Origin of the sequence: Imperialibacter sp. (genome assembly GCF_048007035.1) — a bacterium.
Taxonomy (GTDB): domain Bacteria; phylum Bacteroidota; class Bacteroidia; order Cytophagales; family Cyclobacteriaceae; genus Imperialibacter.
This window is the reverse complement of record NZ_CP180355.1, coordinates 5475076-5501423: the sequence shown is the minus strand read 5'-3', so window position 1 is coordinate 5501423 and position 26348 is coordinate 5475076. Positions and strand designations below refer to the sequence as shown.

The 26348-nt window shown below is 45.8% G+C and carries 6 protein-coding genes; 2 read left to right on the top strand and 4 right to left on the bottom strand.

Features of this window, described 5'->3' with window-relative positions:
- The first annotated feature begins 64 nt into the window (after positions 1-64).
- Positions 65-1495: a TonB-dependent receptor gene (locus tag ACMVP2_RS23655; RefSeq protein ID WP_151999898.1), complete on the top strand. Its 1431-nt coding sequence runs from the start codon at positions 65-67 to the stop codon at positions 1493-1495.
- Positions 1496-1726: 231 nt separating this feature from the next.
- Positions 1727-4783 (top strand): CHAT domain-containing protein, encoded by a 3057-nt coding sequence (locus ACMVP2_RS23650; RefSeq protein ID WP_416865386.1) that lies wholly within the window; start codon positions 1727-1729, stop codon positions 4781-4783.
- A 183-nt stretch (positions 4784-4966) separates the two neighbouring features.
- Here the strand turns inward: ACMVP2_RS23650 and ACMVP2_RS23645 are convergent, their stop codons facing one another.
- From ACMVP2_RS23645 to ACMVP2_RS23630, 4 genes are read right to left on the bottom strand one after another with little or no spacing between them, the layout of a single operon-like run.
- Positions 4967-9235, bottom strand: coding sequence for an OmpA family protein (locus tag ACMVP2_RS23645; RefSeq protein WP_416865385.1), 4269 nt, complete (start codon positions 9233-9235; stop codon positions 4967-4969).
- 2 nt (positions 9236-9237) lie between these two features.
- Entirely contained in the window at positions 9238-10287 is a 1050-nt protein-coding gene (locus ACMVP2_RS23640) for a PorP/SprF family type IX secretion system membrane protein (protein ID WP_339795120.1), read from the bottom strand.
- Between the two features lie 5 nt (positions 10288-10292).
- Positions 10293-11633 carry a gliding motility-associated C-terminal domain-containing protein gene (locus ACMVP2_RS23635; protein WP_339795118.1) on the bottom strand — a complete coding sequence of 447 codons (1341 nt, stop codon included), beginning with the start codon at positions 11631-11633 and terminating at the stop codon, positions 10293-10295.
- Positions 11626-25488, bottom strand: a complete 13863-nt coding sequence (locus tag ACMVP2_RS23630) for a tail fiber domain-containing protein (protein WP_416865384.1) — start codon at positions 25486-25488, stop codon at positions 11626-11628. Before ACMVP2_RS23630 ends, ACMVP2_RS23635 begins: the two co-directional genes overlap by 8 nt.
- Between the last annotated feature and the right edge of the window lie 860 nt (positions 25489-26348).

The following is a 26348-nucleotide window of genomic DNA, read 5'->3' as shown; positions in this document are numbered from 1 at the left end:
ACACCCCTCAAAGATTCAGTTTTAATAATAATACGACTAATTTTGTTCAAACAGGACTAAGTGTATGGATGCATCCTTTCGAAAGCTCACTACCAAGGAAAAAGCACTAAAAATAAATCTTGACGAGAAAATCTATGGCACCTTTGCTGAAATAGGTGCCGGTCAGGAAACCGCAGCTCATTTTTTCAAGGCGGGAGGAGCATCGGGCAGCATAGCCAAAACCATGTCGGCTTACGACATGACCTTCAGTGATGCCATTTACGGCCCCTGCGACAGGTACGTATGCCAGCCTCGCCTGCATCAAATGCTGGATAAAGAGTATAACCTGCTGACCAAGCGCTTAAGCTACAGAGCCAAGCGAACAACCTTCTTTGCTTTCGCCAATACCGTCGAAACGCTCAATTTCAAAAGAACCAATAAGGGGCATGGCTGGATAGGCATCCGGTTTCAGCTTCACCCCAACACACAGCCCAATGACTGCATTATCCATCTGGTGCTGAACGACACTGATGCGCTGTGGCAGCAGCAAGCACTGGGTATAGTTGGCGTTAATTTGCTTTACGCCTGCTATCATTACATGGATCCGGAAGAGTTTATCATTTCTCTGATCGACAACCTGAGTGAGGGCAGAATAGAAATTGACATGTTCCGCCTGGAGGGCCCCGACTTCCACCATGTGGACAACCGCCTGATGAGCTTGAAGCTTGTTAAAAACGGGTTGACGCAAATGGCCATGTTTGGTGCCAATAGAGACGTGCTGCAACCGTCGGAAGCACTGTACAAAAAGAATGTTCTCGTTCTTCGTGGAAGGTTCAGACCGGTGACGCTCGTCAATGTGGATATGATGATTGCCGGCTTGAGGCAGTTCAAAAAAGAAGCTGACGTTGACCCAAAGAAGCTCATTGTGCTCTCGGAGCTTACTCTCAACGACTTAACCAAGGATGGTAAAATCGATGAAAATGATTTTCTTGACAGGGTCGACATCCTTTGTTCGCTTGGTCAAAACGTGATCATTTCAAATTATCAGGAGTATTACAAACTAGCCACCTATTTCGCTCAATACACAAGGGGGAAGAAAATCGGAATCATACTTGGCTTCAACAACTTGCTTAGGATTTTTGATGAAAAGTACTACTCAGACCTAAATGGTGGAATTCTTCAAGCTTTTGGAGAGCTCTTTGGTATAAATATTAAACTGTTTGTTTACCCCTACATCAAAGATTTTGAGTCCAAAGAATTGATGACTTGTGCCAATTTCAAACCAGCCGGGCACCTCAGACACCTTTACGATTACCTTCTGGAAAATAAAAAAATAGAAGATTTATCGAAAGTTAATGAGAAAAATTTGAGCATCATTTCGGACAAAGTGCTGACAATGATACAAAATGGAGAAGATGGTTGGGAGCAATTTGTTCCGCACAAGGTGGCTGCTGCTATAAAGAAAAACCTCCTTTTTGACTACCCTTCGCCGGTTGCTATGGAAGAAGATGACTAACGTCTTTATTGCTTAGTTTGGAGCACAGGAGCCTATTGCTGCTAATAATTTCGAGAAAGTTAGCTTTAGGCAAAACTCTGTTTCATAAAATTGAATAACTTTATTGTTAAGTCATTTTTTAAGTCCCTTGCAGCTTTATCAAGCTGTAAGATGCTTTGAAACGCTTTGCAAAGCCAACCAAACCTTTGTAGACAAAGTAGCATTTTAGACTTCTACCTAAACCAATACGTGATGCAATTCAGATTAAGTAGCATTCTGTTTTTTCTTATTTTTCTATCTCTGTCCATTCATTCTAACCTCTCTGCACAGACTTGGGAATCACTGCTGGATAGTAGCGACTACTACTTCGATACAGATCAGAAAAGGTCTCTGATGTATCTGCAAGATGCCTATAGCGCACTCAGTGCGGAAAATGCAGGTAAGCCCAATGGGCAGGAGGCAGTATTACTTAATAACCTGGGAATGCTGTACTGGGATGTCGACGACCTGGGGAACAGCAAGAAATACCTTCTGAAGTCTGTAGAGACCTGGCGCAAGATTGGGCAAACCAGCAATGAAGATTATGCAAACGCCCTTACCAACGCAGCGAATGTTAGTAAGATATTGGGGGATTTCGGGGCTGCAGAGCGCTTTTATAAAGAGTTGCTAGAGGTGATCGGCAAAACTAAGGGAGATCGCAGTACCGATTATATTAAATCGATGCAGGAGCTGGGAAGCTTCTACGAACATATTGGCGAATTGGAAATGGCCGCCGTAAATTTTGAGAAGGCCCACACGCTCATCGAACAAAATCATTCGACGGTGATGTTTCTAATGGCAAACTCCTACAGCGACCTCGGAAGAATCTACATTAAACTGGGCCAACCGGACAAAGCCTTTTCTTTTATTCAGCATAGCGACGAACTGTATGAGGCCAATTCACTCACACACAAATTAGAATACCTGGAAAACCTGGAGCACCTGGGCATAGTTTATGAATACCTGGGTAAATACGGTGAGTCTGAAAGAGTATTGCTGAAAACGCTTGACCTAAAAAAGAAGCGAGAAGGAATTGACCAGGGACTCATTTTGGAAACATTGAATGACCTGGGAATTCTATACATAGACCTCGGCAACTATGAAAAGGCAGGCGTGCACTTGCAAGAAGCCTTTGTTCTAAGTAAAAAAATATTTGGTCCCCGACACCCCAACTACGCAACCGCTGCCAACAACCTGGCTAGTTATTACAACGACAGAGGCGACTTGGACAAGGCTTTTGAGCTCTTCAAGGAGTCAGCGGATATATATAAGGCAAACTATGGAGAATACTACCCCAAGTACGCTACTTCTCTCAACAACATGGCTGGAATCCGTCGGACTCAGAAAAAATATGATGAAGCGAAAAAATACTATGAAGACGCACTAAGAATAGACAAAGTAGTATTGGGGGAGAGTCATCCTGACTATGCCACTTTGATCAACAACATGGCCGTTCTCTACTCGAACACTGGCGATCATCAAAGAGCGGAGGCACTTTATCTTCAGGCACTAAACCTAAGAAAAGTGAGCCTGGGCGAAAACCATCCTTCTTACGCCCGGTCGCTGGAGAATCTGGGTCTCTATTATATCACACATGACCAACCGAAAAAATCAGGTGAGTTTTTCAAGGAGGCTATCAAAATACAAGTTGGTCAGGTAGCAAAGATATTTCCGGCGCTCAGCGAAATTGAAAGGGAAGTTTTTTACAACACGGTTCGGCAGGACGTAGAGCGCTTCAACACTATAGCACTTAAGCTCATGAAAGAGTCCCCCGCCATACTGGGAGACTTATACGATAACCAACTGGCAACAAAGGCGATTATATTCTACGCTTCGGATAAAGTGAGGAAGAATGTACTCGCCAGCGGTGATGAGCAATTGATCCAGGACTTTATTCTTTGGAAGACACTGAAAGCCCGTCTGGCAAAGTTTTACCAGGTAGGTACAGCCAAGCTCAAGGAGATGAATATCAATATCAATGAGCTTGAGGTCAATATTAATAACCTTGAAAAGAAACTGGCCTACCAATCCTCCTACTTCACCTCTGGAGATGACAAACAATACAGCTGGGTCGACATCAGAAGAAACCTAAAAGAAGGCGAGGCAGCCGTAGAGATTGTCAGATTCCGGGAGTTCAAAAGCCTCTATGGTGATGACGACAACCTTATCTACGGTTTCTCGGATCACATACAGTATGCGGCCCTAATTATAAAGCCCGATTCATATACGAACCCAGAGCTGGTTCTGCTCAACAATGGTAATCAGCTCGAAAAGCAGTACTACTCAGCCTTTTTCAACTCTCTGAAATTTGGCGTGACAGACAACGAAACCTACGTGCAGTTTTGGGCCAAAATACAGGAGCATTTAGGTGGTGTGAAAAAAATCTATTTCTCTCCTGATGGGGTCTACAATAAGTTTAACCCTGAAACGCTATACATTCCTAATCAAAAGAAATACCTGGCCGATGTGCTGGACGTAAATTTTGTCACAAGTACCAAAGACGTTGTAGAATTCAGCAGAGCCGAAAAAAACAATGATAAAACTGCGATCCTTATAGGTAACCCTGACTATGGTCACATTCCCAGTGAGCTGGCAACAAACAGCAAGACTGCTTTTATCAACATGTTTCAACCGCTGCCTGGCACCATGGTCGAAATACACACAATTGATGACATGCTTCGGGATGCGGGATGGAATTCAAAAATAAGTACAGACAAACTGGCCCGGGAAGAAAAAATCAAGAGTTTGGTGAGCCCTAAAATTCTGCATATCTCTACTCATGGTTACTTCCTTGAGAATCCACCATTTATTTCACAAAACGTTAACACCACTGACACTAATCCGTTATTCAAGTCAGGTCTTGTGCTTGCGGATGCCAATAATTTCTTTGTAGACTATGTAACCGGGAAAGATGCAGACCTGGAGTCGGAAGATGGTATTTTAACTGCCTACGAAGCAATGAACCTCACCCTTGACAACACCGACCTTGTGGTATTGTCTGCCTGTGAAACAGGATTGGGAGAAGTAATGAATGGCGAGGGCGTTTATGGTCTTCAGAGAGCTCTTAAAGTGGCCGGGGCCAGAAATCTGATTCTAAGTTTAAACAAGGTTGATGACGAGGTCACTAAAGACCTGATGATTTCCTTTTACAAGTACTACCTGAGTTCAGGAAACATTCGTGAGTCATTTCGAAAGGCACAGTTGAACGTAAGGGAGAAATATGAAAGTCCCTATTTCTGGGGATCATTCATTTTGATAGGAAAAGGTTGATTAACAGAGCAGATGCATAGTGTCTCGCAGCAAATTAAGCTGGCTGTACTTTGGTTGTAGCGCAACTTCTCTGGTTTTCTTTATAGTCTATGCCCTAAAACTTGGCGACTTACCAGCGAGTAAAAAGTAAGGGATTCGCTGGTATTAGCGAAGCCCTTTGTATTCTGTATGGTCAGATAACCCTTAATAGGACACGTATATATCAATTACCTCTCCCGGGTTCAATTGATACCCCCTCAGGTTGTTTAGCTCAAGCAGAAGCTCTTCGGGGAGATTGAACTTTTCAGCTATTGTGATGATCGACTCTCCTTTCTTCACTTTGTATTGCTTATAGTTAACTGCGTGGTCATTCAATTCGACAAGGAGACTAAGGCTTGGTTTAATGCTGTTCTTACCTTCTACCCGAATAGGTGTGTATGGCTTAACTGTGCCTGACTGCAGACCATTCATAGCCCGTATTCTATCCACCGGCAAATTAAAAGCACTAGCTATTGCCTCAATGGATGCTCCCGGGCGTGTGACGTAAACCTTAGCCAAATCAGCCTGGAGTGACTTTGTGGAATATATCTCAAGTTCCACCCTTCTGTTGAACGCTCTCCCATACGCTGTCAGGTTGCTTGCAACGGGATCGCCCTCTCCGTTATAATATACCGTTAGGGCAGTCTCATCCACGCCATGCTCAACAAGATAATTGTAAACAGCGTCTCCTCTTAAATCGGATAGTTTGTGGTTGTAATCGTGCTCACCCTGGCTATCAGCATGGGCATGAATTTCAATCTCAATTTCCGGGTTTTTCCGATACAGTTCGATTAATTTATTCAATGTCACTACCCCTTCACTTCGAATGGCAGTTGCGTCAGAATCAAAATAAACACCCTCATAATTCAGTACAATGAACCCATCCTTGTATCCACGGACTTGCAAGTCTTTGATGAAGAAATTATCAGGCTTAATAGCAGACACAGTCTGATTATTTGAGAGTATCTTATAGGCCTTATTCCCATCCAGGTAGTCAAAAACAAACTCACCGTTTTGGTTTGTATGGCCTACCTTGATTGCTTCACCTGTGCTGTTGGCGAGCACCACTGGGTAGTTGGCAAGCGCTTTACCTGTTTTTAAATCTACCAAACGCCCCTGAATCTTAATATTCTTGAACTCTTTAGTTTGATACTGGTCAACACTCGCCATTACCATTCCCGATTCAACATATTTGTTTTCGAGGTCAATCTGGTCACCAAAAATCGTGTTTGACTTTGCCCTTACGTTTATCAATGTCTCGACTAAATTTTTCTCCTCTGCATTTAAACTGTTGTTAAGCGCTCTGTCTTTTGTCAACAGTTCCACCTGGTTCTTACCCTGAGAATAGTTGAAAGCCTCCGTTAAAATCAAGTGATTGAAAGTCTTTCGGATTTCAGGGTTGTAGTTCTTGTATTTGATAAAATCATCCTTGATTGCCCCCATTTCAGCCGCAGAAAGTTGATCTTCGGTCATAAACTTTGCCATACGCCTGGCCATGCGCTTCTCTTCCGAATCGAACTCGGCGAACTTTTGTTTGTCTTCTTCAAACAGTTCTGGACGATCCGTGTAGTCACTATTGATCAGCGAAACAGCGACAATCCTGTCAATCGCCTGCCTTTTGCTCGAGGGCAAGCTTTCATAAAGAGCCCTCTGGTCAGGGCTCATGCTCACTGCAGCTCTATTTGAAGCCACTTTTGAAAGTGTATTTCCAGACCCTGGCTCATCCGCCCCTTCTCTCCGGTCAATAATGAGCTGACCACCGTCGTTTGAAGCGAAGTTATTACTAGCGGACGCAATCGCAGAGTTTTGCGTCACGTTATTTGTATTGCCTGAACTACTTGCTTTGGTGTTACCCTGAGCAAGGGCCTGGTCGCCAATTGGTCTTGAGGAGCCGGCAGCATTGCCAAACGAAGAGGTAGTCATTGGCCTGTTAGACTGACTCGCAATAAGCTGCGAGGGTTCAGATGCATTTTCGTCGAGTGCCAACAGCGGCTTACTGGCTAGTTTATCGTAGCTACCGGCACCGGACACCATTCTTGCAAATCTTAACTTTTCCTCCTCGCTAAGAGCACTATAAGCATTTCTATTGGCACCAGTTAATAAATTTCCAACCTCACCCACTATCACACTCCCATTTGTTTTGGTGTTCAAACTAGTGAGTAGCAATGTTTGTTTTGCTGTAGCATGGTTAAAAATATACTCATCTGAGAAAGAAAGGTTCCGAAGCCTTCTAACAAGAATTTTGTCAATAAGCGCCTTTTGTCCGGCCGGTTTCTTATTGTAAAAATCAAGATCTGCCGGGGTAATGTTCTTATCAAAATCTGACGGCTTCGCCGCCAGAAACGCAGTCACAAGTCTGTCAATAGATTGTTGTTCTTCAGTAGGTAAATTCTGATAGAATACTTTGTCGTCTTCGTTCAAGGAGAAATCACTTTCAAGGGCAAGGTTCTTTAGTTGGTTAACTATGGAGGCCTCGGCCCGCTCCATAGACTGCTCATCCTGCTTTTTGAGAAAAACATTCGTATTTACACCCAGCGTTAGATTTTCGATTGATTTCTTCTGAAGCAGGTAACTCCGAGCCAACGTTTTAACCTGAGTTTGATCCGCAGTAGGCAAAGACTGGAAATACTCATCTTGTACTTCCTTGTTTCGGTACTCGGTCACTTTCAGCGTAATGTACTGATCTATCTTCTCTTTGGCATCCTTTGAAAGCTGCTCGTAGTATGCCTTCTCCTCATCGCTTAGCGTCACGTTCAGACCCAGACCGTCTTCTTCAAGATAAGAAGACACCATCCTGTTTATTGAATACTTGTCGCCTGTAGAAAGCTGCTGATAGTAAAACTCATCTTCCGTTCTCACAGCTCTAAGGTCTCTTTCCGACATTTTCCTTACCCTGGAGTTGACAATCCTCTCAATCTTTTCTTTGTCTGATTCGGATAAGTTATCATAAAATGCCTTTTGCTCGGCGGTAAGCATCACTTGCGTATTGAACATACGTGCCGCAAGAAAATGAGAGATCACTTCTTCGACCTTTTCTATGTCGTTGGTGTCGAAATTGTAGTCATCTGAGAAAACGGAGCTACGGCCAGCCACCACATCTTCTTCCAGAATTTCAGCAATAATTTCCTGGTCAGTCTCAATATGGAAGGTATAAATATCTTGTCCTCCCACCCCACCGTCTCGGCCCGATGTAAGATAGCCACTTTGCTGTCCCAATATAAAAAACCAGTCATCCCGATTTGAGTTATATGGAAAACCCATATTATAAATCTCGGAATTCTCGAAGTTATTTCCGTTCGTCATGAAGATATCAAACCCTCCAAACCCTCTGTGTCCATTGGAGGCGAAGAAAAGAACACCCTCTTCCTGGTCATAAAACGGAGTGGCTTCGTCCATACTAGTGTTAATGGCGGGTCCGAGGTTGATAGCCGGCCCCCAATTATCATTGCCAGCGTCTACGCTGTACCAAATGTCGGTCTGACCAAACCCACCGGGCCGATCGGAAACAAAAAATAGCGTATCATTTCCCGGTGACAATGACGGATGCCTTGAAGTAGTGTTTTTTGCGTTTATGTTGGCATTCAGAGGTTTTGGCTCACTCCATTTGCCATCGATAAGCTCCGATTTCGATATCTGAGAAGGTGTTGACGAACCAGCTGGCGGATTGTAGGTAAAGTAGACTTTCGTATTGTCTTTGTTAAAAATACCGGACCCCTCTCCGTTTTTAGTGTTCAGGTTGGAAAACTTATCCTTATTTCCAATTTCTGTCCACGCATCTCCTGAATGCTCAAACCGAAAAAGGTCAGCGGTTGACTGCCCCAGCCTTGCATCAAACACAGAGCCTGTCGATGATTTTCTGGACGAAGACATCATAAGAGAAGAGTCACCCTTAAATATAAAAGGAGCATAATCATCGTATTGTGTATTGACCGGAGATGGAAGTACCTTGAATTCAGCATGTCGAACCGGGTTTGCAAACTCGTTAAGGGCCAGGAGGCAGCCTTCCTTTTCTACAAGCGCCTGTAGTCTTAGCGTCTTAAATGCCAACATCCTATCAGGGTTGGTATTATACCACTTTAAGTATGCCTGAAAATTCTCCATCGCCTCCTGGTACTTTCCGTTGAGCTTTTGCATCAAGGCGAAATAATACCGGCTTGTCGGATAGTTGGCTTCGGAAAGATTAATCATTTTCTCATACTGAAGCTCGGCTTCTTGATACTTAAAAGTGTATCTATAGCACTCCGCTAACTGGAAGGTAGCCAGCTGGTTGTTCGGTTCTTCTGCCAGTGCCTGGAGGTAAAACTGTGCCGCCTCAGCATATTGTCCATTCCTAAACAGGTCATCAGCGTGCTCATTTAGCTGAACAGCTCCCTGACCAAAGGCAGCAGCCGTTAAAACCAGAAAGGCCACAAATGCTAGAGATAATTTCTTCATGACTAAAATAACGGATTAGACGAGCTACCGCCCTTCTTGTCCTTACCTAAAGTGTAAGTTAATGAAATTTCAAAAGATGGCACAAGCGATTCGTTTGGATCCGTAAACAAATAGGCCTTGTTCAGGTCATAGCTAAAAGCCATCTGTAAATTATTATTCTGAAAGCCGGTTGTGAAAATAAAAGAATCCCTCAGTCGATACCAAAGTCCGAAGGTGAGGTAGAGGTTGTTTGCTTTGAGTGAGCGGTTGTCGCTAAAGCTGTAGCCAACATAGCTCCCCATATTAAACTGATACCGATTATCAGTGGAGTAGTAAAAAATTCCATTGGGAGACCACCTCAACTTATGGGAAATGCTAAATTCCATGCCTCCATGATAGGCCATAAAAATTGGCTTACGAGCTACCTCCCCTCCCATAAAAGAAGTATTTGGACGATTCAAGTTCTTGAATGAGAACCCTGAGAAGGCGCTATACTTATAGAGCCTGTATGTTCGGGCGGGGTTAAAGTAGTAGGTCAAACCCGCATTGAAGACCGGGTAATGCACCATATCGTTGAACTGTGCAGACGGATCTGCCGCATTCGGGTCAAAGCCAGAAACCAGGTATGGCGTATACTGCGATCCCCACTGCAGATTACCGAAATTAATGCTTTCGTTAAAATACCCTCCCTGGAGCCCGAAGATTACGTAGTCCGGACTAAAGTCGCCCAACCTAAGGTTGTAGGCGGTGGAAACCAAAAAACCATTGTTCTTGAAAAAGTTATCCCCAATACTTTCACTGAATGCTGTCACGCCAATGCCTCCAAACTGCCGTGCATTGAAGCCACTAGAAACGAAGGGGTAGAGTATCGAAAACTGTGAAAGTTCGTTGGAAATTCCAGAAGTTTGAAACTGTCTTTTGTGATTAAGAGATACCTGCAAATCGGGCGGAATGCCCGCAAACGAAGGATTTAGAAACAAAGATGAGGTATAGTACTGCGAAAATTGGCTGTTCTGTCCAGAGGCACTAAAAGTGAAGCAAGCCAACATAAGAAAACATATAAATTTCAGCATATTCGTCATCTTATTAGCATTACCTGCCCAGTTTTCGACATTTTTCTTCCATTAAAAAACTCAAACTTTGCGGAGTAAAAGTAATACCCACCTGACGCCGGCTTCCCACTCTTAAGCAAGCCATTCCATCCGTTGGTCTGCGCATCCGACAAATCGTTGGTCTCATACAAAACGTCGCCAAAGCGATCATAGATTTTGAATGAAAACCCATCAGGAATCACCTTCTCACTGTAAAATTTCAAGACCTGATCTTCCTCATTGACTGACAATGGAGAAAAAGCGGTTGGGATATAGGACACACCGTCGGCAGGTACCTTAGGGGAAAGGGCTACAGCCAGGTACCTTTTTGTGAAACTTTTTTCTCCAGTAAGCAGACCTGAGGAAAACAAGTCAGGATCTTCGACAGAGTCATCTGTTGTGAACAAGTTTGTAAATGGCTCGTCAAGAGACTCCGCCTCTGCCAGCGCAGGCGTGGCGCTATCAAAAGCAATGTCATTTCGGTTCTGGCTGCTTTCAAGGTCAGCACCCACATAGTCGACGGTTACTTTGCTGCTATCAAATCTGCCCAACGCAGTTTCAATATCCCAATAGTAGTCCTCGGCAACGCCGACCAAAAGCCGATCCGGAAAAGGTGCCTGAGAAAAAGCACCAACTTCCACACCTATGAGGGGGTTTTCGCCAAAAACATTCTCCAGATAAACAGGTAAATAGAGTGCGTCATTTCCCACTGGAAAGAACTTATACCCAAGCCCCCGGTGATAAAGTTTTCCCTCCGAGTAAGAGTTGTCGCTGCCACCAAGCACCTCTGCTCCATCTTCAATGACCAAATAGCTACCAGGATTAGCGTCCACATAACCATTAACAAAGTTGATCATTCCGACCACACGAACAGTGTCTCCAGTAAATAGCGTTGTACCAGTTGAATTTACCACAATACTGTGCACATCGGTGGGCGTACTTGAGAATGTTTGGTCAGAAGTGCCATCCAGTTCAATCTCACCGTCTATACCGTTATAGGTACCTGTATTGCTCCAATTCCCAGAAACTCTGATGAGGCCTACATTTTCTAAATTACCTGTATTGTTGATGAGGCCGTTGGAGTCCAATACCGGTGGTGTTGAGGCATTGTTACTGATATTCAACCTGTTTTCGTTGTTGACAGCACCATCGATAACAAGCAGTCCCTCATCATATACCTGACCTTTATTAGTCAGGTCACCACCAATTTTGAGGCTGGCCGAGCTTCCTACTTTCAACTGAACGCCCGATGGGGTATAGAGCCCCTGAGCTGCCACCGAAGTGGCAGCCAGTAAACTGAGCAATATGGTAGCAAGTACCTTATTCATTGGTTTTGGTCGCTGACTTGATACCCATCTGCTCTTTAATAAGGTCGATGTCACTCTTCATGGAAGAGTTTTCCATTTGCAACTGCGCCATGAGCTTCATTTGCATTTCGGAAAGCTTCATTTGTTTGTCAAGTGCCGCTTTCATCTCTTCCTTAGTTGTTTTCTCATCACTGAGGTCGGCCATTAACTTCTCAATCAGCTTCTGCTGCTCTTTGATGGCTTCGATGAGGACAGGGATGAGTTCGGTGTAGTTCACTGTTTTGAATCCCTGTTGGTTTTCCTTCACCATGTGAGGAAATAGCTTTTCAATTTCTTGCGCAATCACACCAAAATGAACGTCTTGGCTTGACTCAGCCTTATAGTTGTATGAAAGCCCTTCTGTTGCTAATATTTTATCAAGGGGGTTTTCAAGCGGCCTGATATTTTCTTTGAGTCTAATATCAGAGGTGGAGAAGGTGCCAGAGCCATCGATAGTTAATGTTCCTCCAGTTGTTGCGCCCGACACATTCGTTACGGTAATACCGTTGAACGTTACATTCGCAGTGGTTGCCAGAGACTGATCTAAGTTATTAACAAACTGGAACTCCGTGTTGTCGACAGACCCATTCGCAATTTTTGTAGCGTCTATGGCAGCCGCCGAGTTAATATCAGCATTTACTATTTCATCATTGGTGATGGTAGCACTTGTGACTGTCGTCAAATAACCAGCATCATTGTTGAGTAAACTCACATCTTCACCCTCAACCATCACAGAAGCTTGTAGTTTTGATGCGCTTATAGCTGCGGCTGAATTGATGTCAGCATCTACTATTTCATCATTGGTGATGGCAGCACTTGTGACTGTCGTCAAATAACCAGCATCATTGTTGAGTAAACTCACATCTTCACCCTCAACCATCACAGAAGCTTGTAGTTTTGATGCGCTTATAGCTGCGGCTGAATTGATGTCAGCATCTACTATTTCATCATTGGTGATGGCAGCACTTGTGACTGTCGTCAAATAACCAGCATCATTGTTGAGTAAACTCACATCTTCACCCTCAACCATCACAGAGGCTTGTAGTTTTGATGCGCTTATAGCTGCGGCTGAGTTAATATCGGCATCTACTATTTCATCATTGGTGATGGCAGCACTTGTGACTGTCGTCAAATAACCAGCATCATTGTTGAGTAAACTCACATCTTCACCCTCAACCATCACAGAGGCTTGTAGTTTTGATGCACTTATAGCTGCGGCTGAATTGATGTCAGCATCTACTATTTCATCATTGGTGATGGCAGCACTTGTGACTGTCGTCAAATAACCAGCATCATTGTTGAGTAAACTCACATCTTCACCCTCAACCATCACAGAGGCTTGTAGTTTTGATGCGCTTATAGCTGCGGCTGAATTGATGTCAGCATCTACTATTTCATCGTTGGTGATGGCAGCACTTGTGACTGTCGTCAAATAACCAGCATCATTGTTGAGTAAACTCACATCTTCACCCTCAACCATCACAGAGGCTTGTAGTTTTGATGCACTTATAGCTGCGGCTGAGTTAATATCGGCATCTACTATTTCATCATTGGTGATGGTAGCACTTGTGACTGCCGTCAAATAACCAACATCATTGTTGAGCAAGCTTACATCTTCACCCTCCACCATCACGGACGATTGTAGTTTTGTTGCACTTATAGCTGCGGCTGAGTTAATATCGGCATCTACTATCTCGTCGTTAGCTATCTCACTTGAACCGACTGCGTTTGAACTGATCGTCAGCAATCCTGCATTGTCAATAGATGCATCACCACCCAAAGCAACCCCTGTCGCAACATTCGAAGCATTACCTACAAATATATTCGCTGATGTTAATGTATTGCTCGCTGTAAATGCATCCCGAACGGCCTTCTCTGTTACTAGCTTGGTATCTGTTGCTACTCCATCTGCTCTTACCGATGTCAATATATCATCTGCCGTAGTAGCACTCGCATCAAAACTTAAACTCGTTAGCTCTGTAGCTCCAGCATCTAAGGCACCTGTACCATTCGTTACCGTGAAGCCTCCATTCACTGTCAAGTCAGCCCCACTTACATCTAAACCATTGGTCGCATCTACATTGCCTCCCAAACTAACCTGACCTACTGTCTGGGTCAATGCCTGGCCGGTTACCGTTAAGGCATTTCCCGTAACATCTAAACCATTCGTAGCGTCTACATTGCCCGCAAAGCTTACCTGACCCCCTGTCGTCTGAGTGATAGCCTGGTTGTCTACAGTCAAAGCGCCACCTGTAACGTCTAATCCTGCATTGGCATCCACGTTACCATTGAAGTCGACCTGATCATTGGTCGTCAAGGTCGCTGTTCCATCAAGACTTACATTGCCGTCCGTATCTACTGTTAAATCTCCATTGGCTCCGTCTACTACAAAGCTGTCCCCCCCATCTGTGGTTACCGTTAAACCAAAACCAGCAGCGGTAGCTACTGTCGTCGCCTCAGTCAAGGGGCCACCTAGCTTAATATTGCCGTCTGCCTCTTCGGTCAAACCGTTGTCGGCACTCACGCTGCCAGTGATCGCATCCCGAACGGCCTTCTCTGTTACTAGCTTGGTATCTGTTGCTACTCCATCTGCTCTTACCGATGTCAATATATCATCTGCCGTAGTAGCACTCGCATCAAAACTTAAACTCGTTAGCTCTGTAGCTCCAGCATCTAAGGCACCTGTACCATTCGTTACCGTGAAGCCTCCATTCACTGTCAAGTCAGCCCCACTTACATCTAAACCATTGGTCGCATCTACATTGCCTCCCAAACTAACCTGACCTACTGTCTGGGTCAATGCCTGGCCGGTTACCGTTAAGGCATTTCCCGTAACATCTAAACCATTCGTAGCGTCTACATTGCCCGCAAAGCTTACCTGACCCCCTGTCGTCTGAGTGATAGCCTGGTTGTCTACAGTCAAAGCGCCACCTGTAACGTCTAATCCTGCATTGGCATCCACGTTACCATTGAAGTCGACCTGATCATTGGTCGTCAAGGTCGCTGTTCCATCAAGACTTACATTGCCGTCTGTATCTACTGTTAAATCTCCATTGGCTCCGTCTACTACAAAGCTGTCCCCCCCATCTGTGGTTACCGTTAAACCAAAACCAGCAGCGGTAGCTACTGTCGTCGCCTCAGTCAAGGGGCCACCTAGCTTAATATTGCCGTCTGCCTCTTCGGTCAAACCGTTGTCGGCAGTTACGCTGCCAGTGATCGCATCCCGAACGGCCTTCTCTGTTACTAGCTTGGTATCTGTTGCTACTCCATCTGCTCTTACCGATGTCAATATATCATCTGCCGTAGTAGCACTCGCATCAAAACTTAAACTCGTTAGCTCTGTAGCTCCAGCATCTAAGGCACCTGTACCATTCGTTACCGTGAAGCCTCCATTCACTGTCAAGTCAGCCCCACTTACATCTAAACCATTGGTCGCATCTACATTGCCTCCCAAACTAACCTGACCTATTGTCTGGGTCAATGCCTGGCCGGTTACCGTTAAGGCATTTCCCGTAACATCTAAACCATTCGTAGCGTCTACATTGCCCGCAAAGCTTACCTGACCCCCTGTCGTCTGAGTGATAGCCTGGTTGTCTACAGTCAAAGCGCCACCTGTAACGTCTAATCCTGCATTGGCATCCACGTTACCATTGAAGTCGACCTGATCATTGGTCGTCAAGGTCGCTGTTCCATCAAGACTTACATTGCCGTCTGTATCTACTGTTAAATCTCCATTGGCTCCGTCTACTACAAAGCTGTCCCCCCCATCTGTGGTTACCGTTAAACCAAAACCAGCAGCGGTAGCTACTGTCGTCGCCTCAGTCAAGGGGCCACCTAGCTTAATATTGCCGTCTGCCTCTTCGGTCAAACCGTTGTCGGCACTCACGCTGCCAGTGATCGCATCCCGAACGGCCTTCTCTGTTACTAGCTTGGTATCTGTTGCTACTCCATCTGCTCTTACCGATGTCAATATATCATCTGCCGTAGTAGCACTCGCATCAAAACTTAAACTCGTTAGCTCTGTAGCTCCAGCATCTAAGGCACCTGTACCATTCGTTACCGTGAAGCCTCCATTCACTGTCAAGTCAGCCCCACTTACATCTAAACCATTGGTCGCATCTACATTGCCTCCCAAACTAACCTGACCTACTGTCTGGGTCAATGCCTGGCCGGTTACCGTTAAGGCATTTCCCGTAACATCTAAACCATTCGTAGCGTCTACATTGCCCGCAAAGCTTACCTGACCCCCTGTCGTCTGAGTGATAGCCTGGTTGTCTACAGTCAAAGCGCCACCTGTAACGTCTAATCCTGCATTGGCATCCACGTTACCATTGAAGTCGACCTGATCATTGGTCGTCAAGGTCGCTGTTCCATCAAGACTTACATTGCCGTCTGTATCTACTGTTAAATCTCCATTGGCTCCGTCTACTACAAAGCTGTCCCCCCCATCTGTGGTTACCGTTAAACCAAAACCAGCAGCGGTAGCTACTGTCGTCGCCTCAGTCAAGGGGCCACCTAGCTTAATATTGCCGTCTGCCTCTTCGGTCAAACCGTTGTCGGCAGTTACGCTGCCAGTGATCGCATCCCGAACGGCCTTCTCTGTTACTAGCTTGGTATCTGTTGCTACTCCATCTGCCCGAACCGATGTCAATATATCATCTGCCGTAGTAGCACTCGCATCAAAACTTAAACTCGTTAGCTCTGTAGCTCCAGCATCTAAGGCACCTGTACCATTCGTTACCGTGAAGCCTCCATTCACTGTCAAGTCAGCCCCACTTACATCTAAACCATTGGTCGCATCTACATTGCCTCCCAAACTAACCTGACCTATTGTCTGGGTCAATGCCTGGCCGGTTACCGTTAAGGCATTTCCCGTAACATCTAAACCATTCGTAGCGTCTACATTGCCCGCAAAGCTTACCTGACCCCCTGTCGTCTGAGTGATAGCCTGGTTGTCTACAGTCAAAGCGCCACCTGTAACGTCTAATCCTGCATTGGCATCCACGTTACCATTGAAGTCGACCTGATCATTGGTCGTCAAGGTCGCTGTTCCATCAAGACTTACATTGCCGTCTGTATCTACTGTTAAATCTCCATTGGCTCCGTCTACTACAAAGCTGTCCCCCCCATCTGTGGTTACCGTTAAACCAAAACCAGCAGCGGTAGCTACTGTCGTCGCCTCAGTCAAGGGGCCACCTAGCTTAATATTGCCGTCTGCCTCTTCGGTCAAACCGTTGTCGGCACTCACGCTGCCAGTGATCGCATCCCGAACGGCCTTCTCTGTTACTAGCTTGGTATCTGTTGCTACTCCATCTGCTCTTACCGATGTCAATATATCATCTGCCGTAGTAGCACTCGCATCAAAACTTAAACTCGTTAGCTCTGTAGCTCCAGCATCTAAGGCACCTGTACCATTCGTTACCGTGAAGCCTCCATTCACTGTCAAGTCAGCCCCACTTACATCTAAACCATTGGTCGCATCTACATTGCCTCCCAAACTAACCTGACCTACTGTCTGGGTCAATGCCTGGCCGGTTACCGTTAAGGCATTTCCCGTAACATCTAAACCATTCGTAGCGTCTACATTGCCCGCAAAGCTTACCTGACCCCCTGTCGTCTGAGTGATAGCCTGGTTGTCTACAGTCAAAGCGCCACCTGTAACGTCTAATCCTGCATTGGCATCCACGTTACCATTGAAGTCGACCTGATCATTGGTCGTCAAGGTCGCTGTTCCATCAAGACTTACATTGCCGTCCGTATCTACTGTTAAATCTCCATTGGCTCCGTCTACTACAAAGCTGTCCCCCCCATCTGTGGTTACCGTTAAACCAAAACCAGCAGCGGTAGCTACTGTCGTCGCCTCAGTCAAGGGGCCACCTAGCTTAATATTGCCGTCTGCCTCTTCGGTCAAACCGTTGTCGGCAGTTACGCTGCCAGTGATCGCATCCCGAACGGCCTTCTCTGTTACTAGCTTGGTATCTGTTGCTACTCCATCTGCCCGAACCGATGTCAATATATCATCTGCCGTAGTAGCACTCGCATCAAAACTTAAACTCGTTAGCTCTGTAGCTCCAGCATCTAAGGCACCTGTACCATTCGTTACCGTGAAGCCTCCATTCACTGTCAAGTCAGCCCCACTTACATCTAAACCATTGGTCGCATCTACATTGCCTCCCAAACTAACCTGACCTATTGTCTGGGTCAATGCCTGGCCGGTTACCGTTAAGGCATTTCCCGTAACATCTAAACCATTCGTAGCGTCTACATTGCCCGCAAAGCTTACCTGACCCCCTGTCGTCTGAGTGATAGCCTGGTTGTCTACAGTCAAAGCGCCACCTGTAACGTCTAATCCTGCATTGGCATCCACGTTACCATTGAAGTCGACCTGATCATTGGTCGTCAAGGTCGCTGTTCCATCAAGACTTACATTGCCGTCTGTATCTACTGTTAAATCTCCATTGGCTCCGTCTACTACAAAGCTGTCCCCCCCATCTGTGGTTACCGTTAAACCAAAACCAGCAGCGGTAGCTACTGTCGTCGCCTCAGTCAAGGGGCCACCTAGCTTAATATTGCCGTCTGCCTCTTCGGTCAAACCGTTGTCGGCACTCACGCTGCCAGTGATCGCATCCCGAACGGCCTTCTCTGTTACTAGCTTGGTATCTGTTGCTACTCCATCTGCTCTTACCGATGTCAATATATCATCTGCCGTAGTAGCACTCGCATCAAAACTTAAACTCGTTAGCTCTGTAGCTCCAGCATCTAAGGCACCTGTACCATTCGTTACCGTGAAGCCTCCATTCACTGTCAAGTCAGCCCCACTTACATCTAAACCATTGGTCGCATCTACATTGCCTCCCAAACTAACCTGACCTACTGTCTGGGTCAATGCCTGGCCGGTTACCGTTAAGGCATTTCCCGTAACATCTAAACCATTCGTAGCGTCTACATTGCCCGCAAAGCTTACCTGACCCCCTGTCGTCTGAGTGATAGCCTGGTTGTCTACAGTCAAAGCGCCACCTGTAACGTCTAATCCTGCATTGGCATCCACGTTACCATTGAAGTCGACCTGATCATTGGTCGTCAAGGTCGCTGTTCCATCAAGACTTACATTGCCGTCTGTATCTACTGTTAAATCTCCATTGGCTCCGTCTACTACAAAGCTGTCCCCCCCATCTGTGGTTACCGTTAAACCAAAACCAGCAGCGGTAGCTACTGTCGTCGCCTCAGTCAAGGGGCCACCTAGCTTAATATTGCCGTCTGCCTCTTCGGTCAAACCGTTGTCGGCAGTTACGCTGCCAGTGATCGCATCCCGAACGGCCTTCTCTGTTACTAGCTTGGTATCTGTTGCTACTCCATCTGCCCGAACCGATGTCAATATATCATCTGCCGTAGTAGCACTCGCATCAAAACTTAAACTCGTTAGCTCTGTAGCTCCAGCATCTAAGGCACCTGTACCATTCGTTACCGTGAAGCCTCCATTCACTGTCAAGTCAGCCCCACTTACATCTAAACCATTGGTCGCATCTACATTGCCTCCCAAACTAACCTGACCTATTGTCTGGGTCAATGCCTGGCCGGTTACCGTTAAGGCATTTCCCGTAACATCTAAACCATTCGTAGCGTCTACATTGCCCGCAAAGCTTACCTGACCCCCTGTCGTCTGAGTGATAGCCTGGTTGTCTACAGTCAAAGCGCCACCTGTAACGTCTAATCCTGCATTGGCATCCACGTTACCATTGAAGTCGACCTGATCATTGGTCGTCAAGGTCGCTGTTCCATCAAGACTTACATTGCCGTCCGTATCTACTGTTAAATCTCCATTGGCTCCGTCTACTACAAAGCTGTCCCCCCCATCTGTGGTTACCGTTAAACCAAAACCAGCAGCGGTAGCTACTGTCGTCGCCTCGGTCAAGGGGCCACCTAGCTTAATATTGCCGTCTGCCTCTTCGGTCAAACCGTTGTCGGCAGTTACGCTGCCAGTGATCGCATCCCGAACGGCCTTCTCTGTTACTAGCTTGGTATCTGTTGCTACTCCATCTGCTCTTACCGATGTCAATATATCATCTGCCGTAGTAGCACTCGCATCAAAACTTAAACTCGTTAGCTCTGTAGCTCCAGCATCTAAGGCACCTGTACCATTCGTTACCGTGAAGCCTCCATTCACTGTCAAGTCAGCCCCACTTACATCTAAACCATTGGTCGCATCTACATTGCCTCCCAAACTAACCTGACCTATTGTCTGGGTCAATGCCTGGCCGGTTACCGTTAAGGCATTTCCCGTAACATCTAAACCATTCGTAGCGTCTACATTGCCCGCAAAGCTTACCTGACCCCCTGTCGTCTGAGTGATAGCCTGGTTGTCTACAGTCAAAGCGCCACCTGTAACGTCTAATCCTGCATTGGCATCCACGTTACCATTGAAGTCGACCTGATCATTGGTCGTCAAGGTCGCTGTTCCATCAAGACTTACATTGCCGTCTGTATCTACTGTTAAATCTCCATTGGCTCCGTCTACTACAAAGCTGTCCCCCCCATCTGTGGTTACCGTTAAACCAAAACCAGCAGCGGTAGCTACTGTCGTCGCCTCAGTCAAGGGGCCACCTAGCTTAATATTGCCGTCTGCCTCTTCGGTCAAACCGTTGTCGGCAGTTACGCTGCCAGTGATCGCATCCCGAACGGCCTTCTCTGTTACTAGCTTGGTATCTGTTGCTACTCCATCTGCTCTTACCGATGTCAATATATCATCTGCCGTAGTAGCACTCGCATCAAAACTTAAACTCGTTAGCTCTGTAGCTCCAGCATCTAAGGCACCTGTACCATTCGTTACCGTGAAGCCTCCATTCACTGTCAAGTCAGCCCCACTTACATCTAAACCATTGGTCGCATCTACATTGCCTCCCAAACTAACCTGACCTACTGTCTGGGTCAATGCCTGGCCGGTTACCGTTAAGGCATTTCCCGTAACATCTAAACCATTCGTAGCGTCTACATTGCCCGCAAAGCTTACCTGACCCCCTGTCGTCTGAGTGATAGCCTGGTTGTCTACAGTCAAAGCGCCACCTGTAACGTCTAATCCTGCATTGGCATCCACGTTACCATTGAAGTCGACCTGGCCAATGAAGTCGACCTGATCACTTGCATCATCACCTATATTAATGTCATTACTTTCTACTGTAAATGGCTGAAGGTCGGTGGCATTGGCAATTTGCCCGTTATTATCAGAGGTTAAAGCCAGGTTATTAGCTAACGACAACCCACTCGACAAGACAACCGTTCCACTCGCATTTGGAAAGTTAATCGTACGGGCTATAGTTGGATCAGTAATGGAAAAAGTGGTGTATATATTATTGTTGGTTGACCCTTCAAAATTAAGTGGGCTGCCTCCAAGTATCTCTCCTGTTACGGTTACACCATCGGTTGAGGCATCTCCCAGCGTCACGTTACCATTAAGGGTTGTGTTACCATCAATATCTGCATCCTGGGTAACGTTCAAACCCCCGATGACATTAGTCAGCACGCCAGTGGCTCCTATGTTCACGCCTCCGGCACCTTGCAGCGTCAACGCCCCAGCAGTGGTCGTCACGTTCGAGGCTCCGGTTGCGTCCAAACTGAAAGTAGAGCCATCCATAGTCAGGCTACCATTCAAATCGGTAGCGTTAGCCACCTGCAGGCCATTTGTGTTGTTGAGCTGTACTTGATTGGGTCCTGCAACTACAAAGTTCCCGGAGGTAACGTCGATGTCATCACCCTGAACGGCGTTGTTTTGGATTGATGTCGCACCAGCACCATTCAGATTAATATCACCAGTCAATGGCAGCGAAGCGGCTGAAGTTCCGTTACCTATAATTAAGTTGCCAGCATTATTCACACTCAATTGAGTGGAGATACCTGAAGAATTTCCGATAAAAATACTTCCATAAGCGAGGTTATTGGTGGCAAATTCACCTATTGGCTTAGTCGTAATACTTCCTCCCGAGCTAGTAATAAGTACTTGATTGGATCCTGGTGCGAACCAAACGGGAAAATTCGAAGAGTTGTTAATTAGCAATGAATTTTCAAAGCCTGCTGTTCCAGACAATTTATCAAATGTAATTGTTCTGCTGGCTATTTTTGGATTGGTAATTCCCCCATCTTTCAACTGCAATTTATCAGTTACCACTTCAATGGTAACGTCATCGACGTTGGCATCGATCTTTTCCACATTCCCAACCAGACCATTCCCAGCTAAATTTCCGATTACTGTGGATAAGTTCACGTAACCGGGCTCCCCTGTCGTTTGGTCAGCCACTATCAATTGAGTGTTACCCGGCGTACCGTTTTGGAGTTTAGCAACAGTCACTTGATTATCGCCGATATCTATCGTTTGGATGGTGCCATCCGCAATGTCGCTCGTTTGCACCTGCCCGTCTTGTATCTTGGCACTTGTAATCGCATCATTTGCGATCTTACCAGTTAAGACATTGCCATCGGCAATTTTGGCTGTCGTGACACTGCCATCGGCAATTTTCACCGTCGTCACATTGCCGTCAGCGAGTTTTGCTGTTGTTACGCCTGCGTTGGCGATTTGGGCAGTGCCAATTCCGGCATTTGGTACAAAAAGGGCATTGCCTGTTACTCCAATGGTGCTACCGTCTACCTGCACATCCAAAGTGCCATCAGTTCCATCGTCAGCCAATGCAGTTCCTGCAATACCAGAAATATCAACCTGAATATTGTCAGCATTCACAGTGATGCCATTTCCTGCCCCGATGTCAATTGCGCCAGTTGTTCCATTTTGGATTAAGCCTGCTCCAGATACGTCAGCGTTCAGTTTAGCTGCAGTAACTGCATCATCATTCAGCTTAGCTGTTGTCACATTTCCATCAGCAATTTTTGCTGTGGTTACGTTGGCATCAGCAATGTCACTGGTCTGCACCTGACCATCCTGTATTTTAGCTGTTGTAATAGCGTTGTCAGCAATTTTTACGGTTGTCACATTGGCGTCAGCAATATCCGCTGTTTGCACATTACCATCAGCGATTTTACTGGTGGTAACTGCGTCATTGATCAACTTGTTAGTTGTGACAGCGTCATTCGCAAGTTGTGTAGCTGTTATGCCGGAAGCAGGCACATAAAGTTTGTTTGCATTTACACCAATAGTGCTTCCATCCACCTGCACATCAAGGGTTCCGTCGCTGCCATCATCAGCCAAGGCAGTTCCTGCAATACCTGAAATATCTACCTGAATATTATTAGCATTCACCGTAATGCCATTGCCAGCACCGATGTCTATCGCTCCAGTTGTTCCATTCTGAACAAGTCCAGCACCTGCTACATCTGCATTGAGTTTAGCTGCGTTTACTGCATCATCGGCTAGTTTAGCAGTGGTAATATTTGAGTCAGCTACCTTGGCGGTTGTCACGTTGGCGTCAGCCAGATCGGCCGTTTGAACCTGACCATCTTCAATCTTTCCAGTATTTACTGAATTGGCTGCCAGTTTTACATTGGTAATATTCCCGTCGGCAATATCCCCTGCCTGTATTGTCCCATCGACTATCTTTCCTGTTGAAACCGAGTTATCAGCCAATTTTGCGTTTGTGACAGCACCATCATTTAGTTTCGCCGTAACGATGCCAGCATCCTTAACTTCAAGTTTATCGGCATTGACACCAATCGTCACATCATCGAACTGAACGTCAAGCACACCAGCATTCTCCTGCAAGGCTACACCATCAATATCGCTCAGGTCTACCTCAATATCATTAGCATTTACCTTGATACCATTGCCCTCTCCTATGTCCAAAGCGCCTGTAACATTTTGAACCAAACCCAAGCCAGCAACAAGCGCATCCAATTTGGCAGGAGTAACTGCATCATCAGCTAGTTTGCCGGTCACTATCGCATTATTGGCGATCTTGGCAGTCGTGACATTTGCATCTGCAATATCCAATGTCTGCACCTGGCCGTCTGCAATTTTACCGGTGGTTATGGCATTGTCATTAATCTTGGCGGTGGTTACGCCCAAATTCACAATGTCTACTGCCTGAATAGTGCCATCAGCTATTTTATCGGAGGTCACAGCGCTGGCACCTAATTTCGCATTGGTCACAGCGCCATCGGCAAGCTCGGACGTATTAACCGCTCCAGCGAGAATTTCGGCACTCCCAACCGCATCTGTAGCTATTTCTGTGGCAGTCACTTTATCTGGCTGTATTTTGGAGTCAATTCGGTCTGTCCCAGTATTATAGGTCATACTAATGTCTCCCACCACCGTGGTTCCTTCAAAACCCGACGAGGTACCAATCAAAAATTCGTCATCGTTAGGCACAATCGCCAACTGTAGCTTTTTATCAGGGTCAAAAGAGAGTCCACTCCCTACTTTCACCCTTAGCGTGCCATCTGTATGTTGCTCAAGGCCATCGCCTGCCACATCGCCATTAATTTTATCTCTGGTTACAGCGTTGTCGGCTATGTCCGCTGTGGCAATGGTAAGATCCAAAATCTCATCGGTACTGACGGCTCCCGTCGCTATATCGGCTGCGCTTATGCTGCCATCAGCAATTTTATCGGAAGTAACAGCATCAGCGGCAAGTTTCGCATTGCTAATTCCACCACTCGCTACCTGCACAATATCAGATGCTATTTCGAGCGAAGTGCCGTCTACTTTAATGTCCACTGCCCCAGTCCCAGTGTTTGCCCCCAGGCCCTGACCAGCCAACTGAGCAATGTCTGCTTCAAGGTCATCGCCATTGATAGTCAGACCGTTGCCTGCATTTACATCCAGGGCACCAGTCGTACCATTTGGGCTCAGGCCGACCCCAGCCACGTCAGCATTGATTTTGGTAGCGGTGACTCCGTCGTCCGCAATTTTTGCAGTAGTGACATTCTGATCGGCTATATCGGCGGTTTGCACCCCCCCATCCAAAATCTCATTACTTGTGACGGCACCTGTAGCGATTTCGTTAGCCGTTACCGCATCTGCCGCCAGCTGCAAATCGGCACCTGTAGCTGTGTAGGTAAGAGTGGCATCACCGATAACGGGTTGGGCTGAGGCTGTCCCTGTGTCGTTGCCAATAAATACATTGCTTGTAGCTAAAGTAGAGCTCGCAAAATTGCTTAGCGGTATCCAGGTTGGGGCACCGGCTGCATCCGTCCCCAATACGGAGGAGACCGTCCCTTCGGCATCAATCTTATTGATAGTAATGGTATTGTCAGCCAGGTCAATATTAATGATGCTGCCATCAACGATATTGTCCGACACAATAGATATTGCGACGTTTGCCACACTTGTGATGATGCCACGGTCATTCACTGTTACTTGCGATACCGTTGTCTCATTGCCAAATGTGCCTGCTGTAGCTCCGCTTACAGCCAACTTATCAGAGGTAACAGCACCATTTTCAATTTTGTTAGTTGTTACTGCTCCAGGGGCTATCTTCTCACCGATAACGCTGAAAGGTGCAAGCTTGTCAAAAGTTACTATGGAAGGCTTCAAGACAGGGTTAGGGAACGTCCCGGTCAAATCGCCGCCGGCAACAGCTCCTTCAAACACACCCAGCCCTTTGCGCCACGCACCATTGGCCCAATAGTAGAAACTGTTTTCATCACCGTCATACACAATCAATCCATTGTTAGTGGTTCCGCTAGCAAGTATCGGAATCATGGACTGCCGCTGACTGGTAGAAACTTGTGGAACAAGGAATCCCTGATTACTATTTGGGGACACCAGGTGCAAAACAGCGTTCTTATTTGGAGTAAGTGTGTTAACACCTACTGAGAACTCCTGAGCCCTGGCACCAAAAAAAGGAATAAGGCAAACTATTATTGCCAGTTTGATTTTTGCCAAATTTATCTTCATGACCGGCTAAGGTTAGAAATGGTCCAATTCATATTTCGATCAGATGAAAAAAACACCGATTTATAATTACAATATTTTTGTCAGAAAGTCATAACTATTGACGATACAAATAGCAAAGATCCTATGCTATAACAAAAAGTTTCGTCGAAGATAAGAGGTGTTTGAACTAAAAGATTGTTGAATGACTAGCTTAACACCACTGATCTCAGATCAAGTTATGATCCTTATAATCCAGGAATAGCTGATGAAAATTCGGGGTTACCTAAAGAAAAACTAAAGTTGGCTTTTATTCTATTTTGTAGTTTTTGCGGGGTTGGTAAACATCAAATTATTCATACAACTTAACCTATAAAATCTCTCAGTAGCGGTGCAACAACCTGTAAAAATACAATTGAGGCATAAACATAGGAATTATATAATTAATACCAATAATATTCATATCAATTTAATTTGGCTGATAATAAATACTTATTTATAAGTAGTCACGTCATTTCCAATTCTCACGAAATGCAACGCCAGCATTTTTCAAATATAAAAATCGTCCAAGTAGCCTGTTTGTCAATCTCTTCCGAATTACTACATGTGTAAGAGTTGGCCACAACCAGCCCGCCTTGTCATTTCAATAAGAAGCAGCCCTACTTCAATATAATTGAATTATATTAATTTAAAGTATAATTAATCTAATTTATTGAGCTCTCTAAGACCACTATATCGCTTCATTGACAAACTGATGTGAACTGAAGTTCCATAGGTTTGATGGGATTACATCCCAGGTAGGTGAGATTCAGATATTAATCTTACATGGAATGTAAGTTAACAGAAGCGAGCCCCTCGGAGAGGAGTTATGCAGACGAATTCGA

What these genes read in the sequence shown, in the direction of transcription:
- ACMVP2_RS23655 (WP_151999898.1), top strand. Translation starts at nt 65, where the DNA reads ATGGATGCATCCTTTCGAAAGCTCACTACCAAGGAAAAAGCACTAAAA.
- ACMVP2_RS23650 (WP_416865386.1), top strand. Translation starts at nt 1,727, where the DNA reads ATGCAATTCAGATTAAGTAGCATTCTGTTTTTTCTTATTTTTCTATCT.
- ACMVP2_RS23645 (WP_416865385.1), bottom strand. Translation starts at nt 9,235, where the DNA reads ATGAAGAAATTATCTCTAGCATTTGTGGCCTTTCTGGTTTTAACGGCT.
- ACMVP2_RS23640 (WP_339795120.1), bottom strand. Translation starts at nt 10,287, where the DNA reads ATGCTGAAATTTATATGTTTTCTTATGTTGGCTTGCTTCACTTTTAGT.
- ACMVP2_RS23635 (WP_339795118.1), bottom strand. Translation starts at nt 11,633, where the DNA reads ATGAATAAGGTACTTGCTACCATATTGCTCAGTTTACTGGCTGCCACT.
- ACMVP2_RS23630 (WP_416865384.1), bottom strand. Translation starts at nt 25,488, where the DNA reads ATGAAGATAAATTTGGCAAAAATCAAACTGGCAATAATAGTTTGCCTT.